The 12,416-nt window shown below is 65.7% G+C and carries 9 protein-coding genes; 6 read left to right on the top strand and 3 right to left on the bottom strand.

Translation table 11 applies throughout. The features are described from left to right. Window positions 1–48: 48 nt before the first annotated feature. Complete coding sequence (locus tag ABZV44_RS34295; protein ID WP_354845711.1) at window positions 49–594, top strand: 2,4'-dihydroxyacetophenone dioxygenase family protein; 546 nt, start codon at window positions 49–51, stop codon at window positions 592–594. 445 nt (window positions 595–1,039) lie between these two features. Here the strand turns inward: ABZV44_RS34295 and ABZV44_RS34290 are convergent, their stop codons facing one another. Then, entirely contained in the window at window positions 1,040–1,348 is a 309-nt protein-coding gene (locus tag ABZV44_RS34290; protein ID WP_354845708.1) for a hypothetical protein, read from the bottom strand. A 700-nt stretch (window positions 1,349–2,048) separates the two neighbouring features. On the opposite strand from ABZV44_RS34290, the gene ABZV44_RS34285 reads away from it, so the two are divergent. Further along, a complete protein-coding gene (locus ABZV44_RS34285; protein ID WP_354845705.1) occupies window positions 2,049–5,333 on the top strand; it encodes a protein kinase in 3,285 nt (1,094 codons plus the stop codon). Window positions 5,334–5,479: 146 nt separating this feature from the next. On the opposite strand, the gene ABZV44_RS34280 is transcribed toward ABZV44_RS34285, so the two are convergent. Then, window positions 5,480–5,731, bottom strand: a complete 252-nt coding sequence (locus ABZV44_RS34280) for a hypothetical protein (protein WP_354845703.1) — start codon at window positions 5,729–5,731, stop codon at window positions 5,480–5,482. Between the two features lie 120 nt (window positions 5,732–5,851). Then, on the bottom strand, window positions 5,852–6,481 hold the full coding sequence (locus tag ABZV44_RS34275) for a TetR/AcrR family transcriptional regulator (protein ID WP_354845700.1): 630 nt from the start codon (window positions 6,479–6,481) through the stop codon (window positions 5,852–5,854). Between the two features lie 57 nt (window positions 6,482–6,538). On the opposite strand from ABZV44_RS34275, the gene ABZV44_RS34270 reads away from it, so the two are divergent. From ABZV44_RS34270 to ABZV44_RS34255, 4 genes are all read left to right on the top strand, one after another. After that, a complete protein-coding gene (locus tag ABZV44_RS34270) occupies window positions 6,539–8,926 on the top strand; it encodes an alpha-L-rhamnosidase N-terminal domain-containing protein (RefSeq protein WP_354845698.1) in 2,388 nt (795 codons plus the stop codon). An 18-nt stretch (window positions 8,927–8,944) separates the two neighbouring features. Then, the gene (locus ABZV44_RS34265) at window positions 8,945–10,213 is read left to right on the top strand and encodes a DUF3089 domain-containing protein (RefSeq protein WP_354845695.1); all 1,269 of its coding nucleotides are present in this window, start codon (window positions 8,945–8,947) and stop codon (window positions 10,211–10,213) included. Then, entirely contained in the window at window positions 10,210–11,445 is a 1,236-nt protein-coding gene (locus ABZV44_RS34260; RefSeq protein ID WP_354845692.1) for an MFS transporter, read from the top strand. Before ABZV44_RS34265 ends, ABZV44_RS34260 begins: the two co-directional genes overlap by 4 nt. Window positions 11,446–11,728: 283 nt before the next feature. Continuing rightward, the gene (locus tag ABZV44_RS34255) at window positions 11,729–12,406 is read left to right on the top strand and encodes a hypothetical protein (protein ID WP_354845689.1); all 678 of its coding nucleotides are present in this window, start codon (window positions 11,729–11,731) and stop codon (window positions 12,404–12,406) included. Window positions 12,407–12,416: the final 10 nt, after the last annotated feature.

Here is a 12,416-nt window from a genome sequence, read left to right as displayed (position 1 = left end):
GAGATTCGCAATCGTATTCATTATCGAGAAATATGAGAGAGGTTGAACATGAATTTTCCTGGTCCCATCCGGACGTCGAGCGGAGCGCTTCTTCCCTTTGTCGCTCTGCCTCAGACCGAGATTCTGACGGTAAACGTCAATGGAACGCCGCTGATCAGGGATGCACTAGGCTCCGGAGTGCATTTTCAGCCCCTGCGACTGGACGTCGAAGCCGGCGTATGGCTGGTGTTGGCGACCTTCTCGCCCGGTGCGGTGATTCCACTCCACTATCACACCGGTATTGCTGAGGTCTATACCTTGTCGGGCAAGTGGTATTACCTCGAATATCCGGAACAGCCACAAACGGCCGGCTCCTACCTTTTTGAGCCCGCAGCATCCACACATACCTTCGTCTGCCCTGAATCGAACAGCGAGGACACAGTTATTCTCGTGCGCGTCGAGGGTGCCAATGTCAATTTCTCCGAGGATGGAAGCTACCACTCGATCCTTGATGCTGCGGCGCTTCGCTACCTGACGGAGGAACTGGCCAAGGCCCAAGGCTTGGGACCTGTGGACTTTATCTCCGGGGGTACCGCCGAGAACGCCCTGAAATAGCGAGTCAGTAGTAACCTCGATGTCACGCCGGGCCTTCGGCCCGGCGTGATCGTGTTCTGATTGGGATTGGGATTGTCCGATCGTATCCGGTTCGGTGGGTGTGGTTGATCGGCCCGTTTCAGGGGGCTGGCTGGATCTCCACGGGCCCCGGTGGGATTTTCGATCGTTGTCGGGTGAATTAGTTCTGGTCAGGTCGCTGTCCGGCGAGCGGTGGCGGTGACAGCGAGGCCAATCCACGGATTGTGGGTCGACAACCGCAGGTGGACGTGGCGGGCCAGGCGGGTGGAGATCGAGAACAGCCGCAGCCGTGGGGTTTTCGGTTTTCAGCGGCGGGCGTCGTGGTCGTATGGAGTCAGGGTTTGCATCCAGGCGGTCAGTTCGAATGCGACGAGCACAACAAGACGCCATCTGGCGGCGCACCAGAACGGTCAATGAACTGCGGGCGCTACTGCGCGACTACTACCCAACGTTCCTGGCCGCTTTCACTGCTCGCACCGCCACCAACCTCGCCAAACCCGAACACGCGCCATCCTCGCCATTGCACCGCACGCCAGCACACGCAGCCACGCTCATCCGCACCCGAATCGCCACGGCACGGCGCCGCGCCGGCCGTCACGCAGGATCGACGACCCAGATCCTGCAACGACTGCGCCAACTCCAGCTGTGCCAACCCGAGTTGGTGGAACAGGCTGCAGCCCAACAGTTCCGCAAGCCCCCCGTGTTTGTTCGGGTCCATCCCGATGATGACGGTCATCGCCTATTCCTGACGACGCAGGTTTCGGTGTCCGTGTACGGGGAGGGCACCGCTACTTCGAGCCACGCCGGTCACGCTGGTGGGCAGCCGAATTGGAGAGGATCCCACCAGGCAACTGGACCAAACCCTGGCCAGAGCCCAGCCCCACCACCATTCTCTGAATAGCCCGAGTTGCGGGCGAATCGACTGGGGCAGAGCATGTCCGTGATAACGTCGACCGCGCCCGGTTCAGCCACCTACGCTGGTGTAGAAAGCAGCTCCTCTAGCACGGTCATTCCGGTCGTTGGACCCGGGAGCTCCACACGTGCCCAGACCACTGCGACAGCGACGAGCCCAGCCCCGCCCGACAGATCGCTGACCGCTCGAGGGGTGTGCGGGGGTCTACTGCCAACGATTCCAACCCCGATCATGGCTGCACTCCTTGGGGTCGCCGCATCCTTGCGCAACCCGGCCGAGCCCGGATCGCCGCTCGCTGGGTGGATCCTGCTCCGCGCATTCACCGAATTGCCGTTTGCGGTCCCGTTGTTGATGGCTTTCGTGGTGATGGGCGCGGAGGGCCCGTTACTTGCCCGCATTGCACGGTTCTGCCCCCTAATCTCACATTTCTGGTAGCCGTTGTTCGGTGGGGATACGCTGTCCGTTAACAAATAGTTAACGCATCTCGGTAGGTGCCGGGTACACCGGCGGATATGGGCAGCCGATGAACGAGCGGGATCCGTTCCGAACGATCCGTGACATGTCAGTGCCGGTCACGGAGGAATTGGCCGCGGCCGGGTTCGAGGATGCCGAGGAGATCGGGCGGGGCGGTTTCGGTGTGGTCTATCGCTGTACCCAGGCGGAGCTGGACCGGACGGTGGCAGTGAAGGTGTTGACCGTCGAGCTGGACACGGAGAGTCGGGCGCGTTTTTTCCGGGAGCAGCGGGCTATGGGCCGGCTCACGGGTCATCCGAATATCGTCACGATATTGCATGCGAGCACTACCGCGAGTGGACGGCCCTATCTGGTGATGCCGTATCACCCGTTGGACTCCTTGGACGCTCGCATCCGTGGGCAGGGTCCGCTGCCGGTGGAGACCGTGTTGTGGATCGGGGTGAAGATCGCCGGGGCACTGGAGACCGCGCACCGCCTGGGCATCCTCCACCGGGACGTGAAACCGGGCAACATCCTCCTCACTGATTACGGCGAGCCTGCTCTGACAGACTTCGGAATCGCGCGCATCACCGGCGGATTCCAAACCACCTCGGGCACCCTGACCGGATCCCCAGCGTTCACTGCCCCGGAGGTGTTGGAAGGCGAGGCTCCCACGCCGGCTGCGGACGTGTACGGGTTGGGTGCGACGCTATTCTGTGCGTTGACCGGGCATGCGGCGTTTGAACGGCACAGCGGGGAGAACGTGGTCACTCAGTTCCTGCGGATCACCACCCAGCCCGTGCCGGACCTGCGCGAACATGGCATCGCTGCCGACATATCCATGATCGTATCGACGGCGATGAACCGCGACCCGCATCAGCGGCCCTCGCCGACCGCGCTGGGGGAGGCACTCCGGCAAGCACAGCACAACCATGGATTCGCCGTCGATGAGATGGCATTACACGGCGAACCCGAGCGCGAGTACCGGGACCGGAAACCCGCCACCTCGGGGTGGCGTTCCCCGACGGCGGCAGCGGGTAGTCACACCGCGAGCCTTCTGCCACTGGAGTTGACTAGTTTCGTCGACCGCCGCGCCGAGCTGGCGGAGGTGAAGAATCTGCTGTCCTCGGCCCGGCTGGTGACGTTGACCGGCATCGGCGGGGTGGGCAAAACCCGGCTGGCTCTGCGGGCCGCGACGACTGCGCGCCGGGAGTTCGCCGACAGGATATGGCTAGTCGAACTGGCCGACATTTCCGACCCCGCTCTGCTCGTCGGCGTGATTGCAGCCAGTCTGGGACTGCGCGACGATTCAGCGCGACCGTTGCCGAAGGTTGTGGTCGAATTCCTGTCCACACGCAAGTCGCTGCTGGTCCTGGACAACTGCGAACACCTGGTCGCGACTGTGGCCGAGTCGGTCGAAACCTGGTTACAGGCCTGTCCACATTTGCGAATCTTGGCCACAAGCCGCGAACCGCTCGACATCGCCGGAGAGGCGGTACTGCGGGTGCCGCCGCTGACCGTGCCGAACCCGAACCAGGAAACGCCGCTGCGCGGACTGCCCCGCTACGATGCGGTCGCCTTGTTCGCCGACCGCGCGGCCGCAGTCGTGCCGGGTTTCGAACTCACCGACGACAACAAAGACAACGTCGCCCGGATCTGCGCCCGGCTGGACGGACTACCACTGGCGATTGAGCTCGCCGCAGCCCGGATGCGGACAATGTCCCCTGAACAGATCCTGCAACGCCTCGACGACCGCTACGCCCTACTGACACGCGGCAGCCGCACCGCACCCACACGCCAGCAGACCCTGCGATGGTCCATCGACTGGAGCTATCAGCTGTGCACCCCGGCCGAACAACGGCTGTGGGCGCGACTGTCAGTGTTCACTGGAGGCTTCGAACTCGACGCCGTCGAACAAATCTGCGGCACCGACCTGGCACCGGACAGCCCGATCGATGTGCTGTCCGCACTCGTGGACAAGTCGATCCTGATCCGAGACGAATCCTACGGCGTGGTGCGGTTTCGAATGCTCGAGACGGTGCAGGAGTTCGGTCGGCAGAAGTTACATGAGTCCGGTGAGGATCAGCTTGTACGAATCCAGCACCGCGACTGGTATCGGCGGCTAGCGCTGGAGGCGGAGGCGGGGTGGATCAGCGACCGGCAGCCGTACTGGTTCGCCAGGCTCGAACGCGAACTACCGAATCTACGCGACGCGCTCGAACACTGCCTGGCGGAAGACTCCGAGGCAGCGGCGGAAGCCGGACTACAGACTGCCGCCGCACTATATATGTTCTGGAGTTTCCCAGGTCTATACGGCGAAGCTCGGCTCTGGATCAACCGGGTCCTGAACCACCCAGCCCCGCAATCCATACCCGACCGTGTCAAAGCGCTCTATGCAGGCTGCTTCCTGGCAGCGATGCAGGGCGATTTGCCAGCAGCGTCGATCCTGGTGGAACGGGGACGCGTGCTCGCCGACCAGGACCCCACTCCGATGACCCAAGCTCTGATCGCCCACGCCGCCGGCGCCGTGGCGCTCTACCGCGGTGAGCTCGCCCGTGCATCCTCCTCCCTCGAACGCGCCGTCGAAGTGCTCAGTCCGGATCGGCGAGGATATCTCTATCTTGCTGCTTTGACCCTGCTCGGTTGGGTGCACGAGCTGGCCGGTGACACGCAACTGGCGATCGAGTATCACCGGCAAGTGCTCTCCATCACCCAAGCGTGCGGCGAATTACTCTTCCAGTCGACAGCGTTGTGGGGCATAGGTGTTGCCGTCTGGCAGCAAGGTGAGCGGTCTCGGGCAATCGAGCTGCTCGCGAATGCCCTGCGCGTCAACCAGCGAATGCGCAGCCCAGTTGTCGCCGCGGTGAGTCTGGAGTCGCTGGCCTGGACGGCCTGCGCGGACGGCGACGCCGAGCGTGCGGCCGTGCTTATGGGGGCCGCGCACGAATTGGACCGGTCGGCGGGTGACGTTGCGAGCATCGTCCCAATAATGCGGCAGCGTCACGACGAATGTGTCCAGCTGATGCGATCCGCCCTGGGTGTCCGCGGATTCGAATCGGCCTTCCGGCACGGCCAAACGATGAGAATGGACGCAGCCGTGGCCTATGCCCTCGGCGAGCAGCCCGCAGACATGAAACTCACGTCGGCTCCTTTTGCGGAGCTGACCAAGCGTGAGCGGCAGGTCGCAGACCTCATCGCCCAAGGCTTCACAAACAAGCAGATCGCCGCCAAACTTGTGATCGCCCAACGCACCGCAGAGGGGCACGTGGAACACATCCTGACCAAACTCGGATTCACCTCCCGCGCGCAGATCGCAGCTTGGATCGCAGCAGACGCCGAACAACAGAATCGTTGACCTCCTCTCAACGAATCAACCGCCCCGGCGGGTCGGAGACTCGTCGGCTCGGGCAATCGGGACTGCCGATGGCTTTCGGCGATCTGGCCACCCGCCATCCCGTCCGTTGTTTGGTAGTTACCGGACGGGGTTGTCGTTGCGTGGCTTCATCCTGGCGGTGTGGTGCGCAGCGACGGCCCTGCGCAACGGCGCTGTCCGTTCGGCGAGATGCTGGGATCTTTCGCGGCCTGTTCCACCTGACCGAAGTCGTCGTCCACACTGCGGATCTCGCCGTCGCCACGGGTCAGGAGGGCCGCATCGACGAGAAGCTCTGCGTTGAACTGCTGAAGATCCTGCAACGATCGATCTGAATCCTTATCGGAGATCAGGCGGATTCGGCCCGGAGTTGTCTGCGCCATCCGATGGCCCCGCCCATCACCGGCTGCTGCGGTATTTCGGCCGGGCAACTGGCCTGATGCGACCGGCCCGGGCTGATCGTCTCATCGGTTTTCAAGCCTCGAATAGGGTTGCCCTACTGGCTAATTGGCCGTGAGGGTGCGGATCAGGTCGCGGGTGAAGGAGTCGGTGACGGCTTGCAGGTCGATCGAGTCGGGGTCGAGTAGCCATTGGGTATTGACGCCCTCGATGAAGGCGACTATTTCGATCGCTTTGAGTGTGGGGTCGATGGTGGGAGAGAAGTCGCCGGTGTGCTGGCCCTGCTCGACGAGTGCGGCGACGACGGCGCGCAGGTTGCGGTAGCGCTGGACGAAGTGGTCGTGGGCCAGATCGCCGGGGTTGAGGTTCTCGGCGAGTAGGACCGCGAACAGGCGAGCGAGGTTGGGGTCGGCGATATTGCGGCGGGCGAAGTCGGGCAGTTTGTCCAGGGCGCGGACGCCGCCCAGGGCGGCGAGTTCCTCGGCGAATCGGAGGCTTTCGTCGTCGCGGGCGTCGATCACCGCGTGCAGCAGGCCGACCTTGCTGCCGAAGTAGTAGAGCAGGGCCTGCTGGGTGACGCCGACTCGCATGGCCACGTCGGCGATGCTGGTGTCGCGGTAGCCGCGCTCGGCGAAAAGGGTGGCCGCGGCTTGGAGCAGCTCTTCACGGCGGGAACGGCCGTCGGCGCGCTCCTTGCGGCCTCGTCGGCGTGGCGCTGTCGGCTGCGGTTTCATGGGTTCTTCTTACAACATCGTCTTGAGTTTTACCGAGTGGTAAGTAAAACTCTGGGTGTGGCGACCACGCGAGATACTTGGACCGGACAGTGGATCTGGTCCGATCGCCCGGCACTGGGCGGACCCAGTCAGGCGCAGCCGTACGGATCCCTGGACTCGAGTCGCTTCGACCAGCGGGTACTGTTCCGGCGGGGCTTCGAGCTGGCGAGCGTGCCCGCCCGGGCCACGGTGCGAATCACCGCCGATTCCCGGTATCGGTTGTACGTCAACGGAATCGACATCGGTGCGGGGCCGGTGCGGCACGGGCCGCGCCAGTTGTGCTTCGACGAGTACGACATTCGGCACACACTGCGCGAGGGCGGCAACACGGTCGCGGTACTCGCCCGTTTCTACGGTCATCCGGTGCCGTGGTGGGAGCCGTCGCCGCCGAGCTTCACCATCGGTGGCGGCGGCCTGGTGGCGGAGGTCCGGCTCGGCGAGCAGATCATCGGGACCGACCCCTCGTGGCGGTTCGCGACCGGCGACGCCTGGCGTCCCGGTCACCCGCCGGGCATGTTGCTGACCCAGCTGCCCGAGAACCTTGATGCCCGTCTACTGGAACCGCGTTGGACAGCAACGGATTTCGATGATTCTTCCTGGTCGTCTGCGCGTGTACTGGCCGAGTCCTCGGTGGTCGGCCCGCGCGGTGGGACGCGGCCGCCCACCGAACCGTGGGGCGTGCTGCGGCCCAGGCCCATTCCGGCCCTGACCGGTGAAATCCACACCGCGACAGTCATGGACAAAAGGGCGGCCCCGCCTTCCGGCGATGATCCACGCGCCGCCCTGGCCGCCGCCCTGGGCGGGGCGGGCGGCGATCGCGCGCTGCTGATCGCCGATTTCGCGATGATCGTCAGCGGCAGGTTGGAACTGCATTTCGAGGCAGCCCGTGGTCAGGTCATCGACGGCGCTCTGCTCGAGGTGCCCACAGTGGCCGCGCTCGACAGTGCGCCGGTATTCCGGTACGTGGCCCGCGGCTCGGCTGACACCTATCTTTCGGCCGACTCGGTCGGCGGACGCTACCTCGTGCTCGCACTGGAGGACGCGACGACGCCGGTCGCGCTCCGGATCCGTGAACTACTGCGCCCTCGGGACCCGGTCGCCCCGTTCGACTCCAGTGACCCACGCCTCGACGCCGTCTACCGCACGGGTCTGCGCACCGTGGACCTGACCTCCCACGATGCCTACATCGATTGCCCGACAAGGGAACAGCGATCCTGGACCGGGGACGCCGTGGTGCATCAGTCCGTCGATCTGATCGCAAACCAGGATTGGCGGCTGGCTCGGTGGAACCCGCAGCTGGCGGCGCAGCCGCGCGCAGACGGTTTGCTGCCGATGGTGGTAGCCGGTGATTTCGCGACCACGCAGGTGCCGACGATTCCGGACTGGTCGCTGCACTGGATTCGCTCCGTGCACAACCTGTTTCGCTACACCGGCGATCGAGAACTGGTCGGCGGTCTGTTGCCTACCGCCGAAGGAATCCTGCGCTATTTCGAGCCCTATCGCGGTCCTGCCGGTCTCGTGGAGAAGGTGCCCGCGTGGGTCCTCATCGACTGGTCGCCGGTGCAGGTATCCGGCGCGAGCGCGGCACTGAATGCTCTGCTGGCACGCGGATTACGGGATTTCGCCGAGATGGCGCGCTGGGTCGGTGATCATGGCCGGGCCACCTGGGCGGCCGCCTTCCACAATCACCTGCTCCGCGGGTTCGAGTCCTTCTGGGACCCGGGGCGGCACGCCTATCGCGACAATCTGGTCGATGGCCACCGTGGCACCTCGGTGAGCGAGCACGTCGCGGCGGCGGCGGTCTGCGCGGATCTCGTCCCGCCCGAACGCAAGCCGGAGATCCTGCGGCTGCTGCTGGATCGATCGGCCATGTTCACCGCCAGCCCATTGGCCGATCACGGCGGCGACGCACGGGGACCCAGCGCTGGTCAGCCGGTGTCCGTGCGACCCGAACCCGATTGGGACACCGAGCGTTCGGTGGTCGGGGCGCAGCCGTTCTTCCGCTATGTCGTGCACGACGCCATCGCACGATTGGGTGCGGCCGACCGGATCGCGGAACTGTGCCTGGACTGGGACCGCCTGCGCGCCGATGCCCCGACCGCGTTCCGGGAGTGCTGGGAAGGTGGATCCTACTGTCACGGCTGGTCGGCCACGCCCACCCGGGATCTGGTCTGCTACACCCTCGGCATCACCCCGGCCGAACCCGGATTCACGCGGGTCCGCATCGCGCCGCGTCCCGGCGTGCTGACCGCGGCAGCGGGCGCCGCGCCCACGCCGTACGGCGTCGTGTCGGTGGAGATCGACGGCAACCGTGTCGTGGTCGACTCGCCGGTTCCGGTGGAGATCGTCGACAGGTCGGGTACGGCGACCCCGCACGCTGCCGGAAAGTTCACCGCGCGCTTCTGAAATCGTCTGGAGTATCCGATGAGACACGTGATCCGCATGATCACGGCGGCCGCGCTCGCGGTCGGCTCGGTATCGGGGATGGCCGTGGCCGCCCCACCCGACGCCACGACCGGGACGGTGTGGTTGTGCAGACCCGGCATGGCAGTCGATCCCTGCGACCAGGATGCCGACGGCAGGCCCGGGGCCCAGCCCCGGCTGGCACGGTATCCGGATGGCAGCCGAGCCGCACTATCCGTCACCACCGTCGGTCACAGTGACCTCGGCGACGAAACCGCCACCGCCTCAGCACCTCCGGGCGTGGACTGCTTCTACGTCTATCCCACGGTCGACCTGGTGCCCAACCCCGTGACCGGAGATCGGCCGCAGCCTCGGGCCGAGGAACTCGCGGTGTTGCTCGCACAGGTGGGGCCACTGCTCGGTCACTGCCGCATGTTCGCCCCGCTCTACCGCCAGGACACCCTGCCGCAGCTGGCTCAGCATGTGGCCACCGGCTCCGACGGCTACGCCGGACCAGGATTCGCCGACGTGCTCGCGGCGTGGGACGACTACTGGGCCCACGACAATGTCGGGCCGGGCGGCGACCGGCGCGGGGTGATCCTGCTCGGCCATTCGCAAGGCAGCGTGGCGCTGGAACAGTTGATTCGCGACCGGATCGACGGGCGGCCCGACACCACTGCACACCTGGTCAGCGCGGTGCTACTGGGCGGAAAGGTGCAGGTGCCCGACGATCGTCCGACGGGCGGCGGCGCGGACCCGGACTCCACCTTCCAGCACCTGCCGCTGTGCGGCGCGAGCGCACCCGTTCCGGCCGGATGCGTCATCGCCTATTCCGCTTACGCTGCGGGGCACGAGCCGGGGTCGAAGAGCCTGGCCTGGAGCTCGGCCCCCGGCCATCGCATCGCCTGCGTCGATCCGGCCGCGCTGCGCCACACCGCCGATCCGGCCGCGCGCACCCCACTCGATACGGTCATGCCGACCCGGAATCTGCTGCAGGGCACCGATATCGCGCCCGCCGGGCACCTGACGGCGGTGCTCCGCGACTACCGGGTGCCGAGCACCGCAACGGGTTTCACCCGCTCTCCCGGCCTGCTGACGTCCACCTGCCGCTACGGTCCAGGCCGTGACGGTTCAGCCGCGTGGCTGGAGATCGGCGGTGATCTCGATGCCGTTCTCGGCACTGCCGGCGACACACAACTCGGCCTGCACGTGGCCGATTACAGTGTCGCGCTGGGTGATCTGGCAGCCGTCCTGGATCGGCAGTCCGCTACCTGGCTCGCTCGCCGATGACCGCGACGACCGGTCACGTTGCCGTGGCGCGGCCCTGGTCGCTGGCGGCCTTGGCGGGCATGGCGTCCTATCTGGACGCCGGCACCATCATCGCCGTTTCCGCGGCGCTTTCGCATTGGCAGTCGAGCTTTCGAATGTCGGAGTGGCAGTTGGGCTTTCTTTCGGCCGCGCTGACCGTCTGTATCGGTCTCGGATCCATCGCCGGTGGGCGTATCGGCGACCGTTACGGCCGCAAACGGGTCTACGCCGTGGACCTGTTGGTGTATATCGCCGGGTTGCTGTGGCTGGTGCTGGCCGTCCACCCGGTCATGTTGTTCGTCGGCGTGGTGATCGTGGGCCTGGCCATCGGCGCGGACGTGCCGGCGGCGCTGGCGCTGGTCGGTGAAAATGCTCCGGCGTCGGAGCGGGGGCGGCTGGTGACCTTCACCCAATTCCTTTGGGCACTGGGACCTTTGGCCGTGATCGGGCTGGAATTGTCCGGTTCCCGGCTCGGTGATCAGCTGCCGCGCGCGATCTTCGCGCACCTGCTGGCGCTCGCGCTGATCACGTGGCTGCTGCGGCGGCGCATGGTCGAATCCCTGCGTTGGCAGCCGTCGGACAGCAGCCCCCGGGAGCTGCTCGCGCCGAATCTGAGGCGCGGCAGTTTCTTTTTGCTCGTCTTCTATGTCAGCGTCACCCTCGGCACCAACTTCTACGGGTCCTTCGGCCTCTACGCTCTCGAGACCGTGGGCCATCTCGACTCGTCCCGAGCGCTGGGGGCCTCGCTGCTGGTGGTCCCGCTCATCGCGATCACGGTGCTGGCGATGATGCCGCTGATGGACACCCGGGCTCGGACAACGATATTCGTCGCGGGCGCGGTCACGCAAACCTTGTCCTGGACTGCGCTGCTCGTGGTAGACACCAGCGCACCCGTGCTCGTCGCCGCGTTCATCGCATACGGCATCGGCAACACCCTGGCCGGTGAGGTGCACTACAAGCTGTGGTGTCAGGAGAGTTTCCCGACGCGATTGCGCAGCACAGCGATCGGCCTCAGCTTCGGTCTCGCGCGCATCTCCTCCGCCGTGATGCTGGTCTTCGTGCCGACCCTGCTGCACCGCGGCTTCACACTCCTGGTGGCCCTGATGGTCGTCGTCACCGCGATGTCCGGCCTCGTGGGTGTGACCTTTCGCCCGCGCGGCCGGGGCGAGAGCATCGAATCCATCGACGCCCGTCTGGAATCCGCCGCTCCGTAACCGAATCTCCCTCCGGGCTGGGCGGGATCGCCACTGTCGGCTGTGCGGCAGTGTGGCTCGCAACTCGTCGGGTGGCCGGACGGGTACCTCGTGGCCCGGGAAGCGACTTCGAGGCCGGCGCCGTCGAGCAAGTGTTCAGGCAGATCCCGCGCAGGATTCACCGGCCCTGAAGGACCTTGAATTTTACCTAGTGGTAAGTAAAACTCATGTGCGAGCGCAGGTTTCGTGACGGAGTCCGCTCGCGCTCATCCGAATCCACAATCAGTGAGCAAGAAGGCTTTTCATGACCAGTTCGTCCGATCATCACGCGCCGCAGGGCTATGGGCCTGCGACGCGGCAGCCCGTCACCGGCTATCCGCCCCCGTGGCCGCCGCAGCCACCGAGGCGACACCGGAGGTGGCTGGGTGGGGTCGGCGGTCTGGTCGGCTTGGCGCTGTCGATTACCGTCGTGTACGGCTGGCAGCACGTCACCGATCATGGCCATGTTCGAGACAGTGGCCGTGATCCGCTGCGGAAGGTGTCCGCCGGTGACTGTGTGAAGGTCAGCGGCGGGCCCGCCACGGTCGACGTGACGGCGGTGTCCTGTGACGACCCGACGACGATCTACCGCGTCGGCGTGGTGCTGAAGGATCCGGGTGGCGGCTCGTGTCCCGGTACCGATTACGACACCGTGCGCTCCATCGGCGGCATGCGCAACACCACTTTGTGCCTGGAACTGCAGGTGCGCGAGGGCGAATGCGTGGCCCAGAACAGCCTCGACAACTCGGCGCAGCCGGTCGACTGCGGCACTGCCGCGGCGCAGAGTGGGCACCAGGCGCAACTGACCTATTTCAAGATCGGCCGAATCATCAAGGGCTCCACCGACCCCACCGCGTGCGGCGACGCGACCGACGCCCACAACGCGGTCGTCTACCCGAAACCCGATCCGACGATTCTGTGCCTGGTCGATCCCGGCGAGTGAATCGCGGCAG

The organism is Nocardia sp. NPDC004860, assembly GCF_040609015.1.
Lineage (GTDB): Bacteria > Actinomycetota > Actinomycetes > Mycobacteriales > Mycobacteriaceae > Nocardia.
Note: the sequence above shows the minus strand (reverse complement) of the source record. Positions and strands in the feature narration are given on the sequence as shown.

Excerpts from the sequence above, each read along its gene's own strand:
- ABZV44_RS34295 (WP_354845711.1), top strand. The coding sequence starts at position 49 with ATGAATTTTCCTGGTCCCATCCGGACGTCGAGCGGAGCGCTTCTTCCC.
- ABZV44_RS34290 (WP_354845708.1), bottom strand. The coding sequence starts at position 1,348 with ATGACCGTCATCATCGGGATGGACCCGAACAAACACGGGGGGCTTGCG.
- ABZV44_RS34285 (WP_354845705.1), top strand. The coding sequence starts at position 2,049 with ATGAACGAGCGGGATCCGTTCCGAACGATCCGTGACATGTCAGTGCCG.
- ABZV44_RS34280 (WP_354845703.1), bottom strand. The coding sequence starts at position 5,731 with ATGGCGCAGACAACTCCGGGCCGAATCCGCCTGATCTCCGATAAGGAT.
- ABZV44_RS34275 (WP_354845700.1), bottom strand. The coding sequence starts at position 6,481 with ATGAAACCGCAGCCGACAGCGCCACGCCGACGAGGCCGCAAGGAGCGC.
- ABZV44_RS34265 (WP_354845695.1), top strand. The coding sequence starts at position 8,945 with ATGAGACACGTGATCCGCATGATCACGGCGGCCGCGCTCGCGGTCGGC.
- ABZV44_RS34260 (WP_354845692.1), top strand. The coding sequence starts at position 10,210 with ATGACCGCGACGACCGGTCACGTTGCCGTGGCGCGGCCCTGGTCGCTG.
- ABZV44_RS34255 (WP_354845689.1), top strand. The coding sequence starts at position 11,729 with ATGACCAGTTCGTCCGATCATCACGCGCCGCAGGGCTATGGGCCTGCG.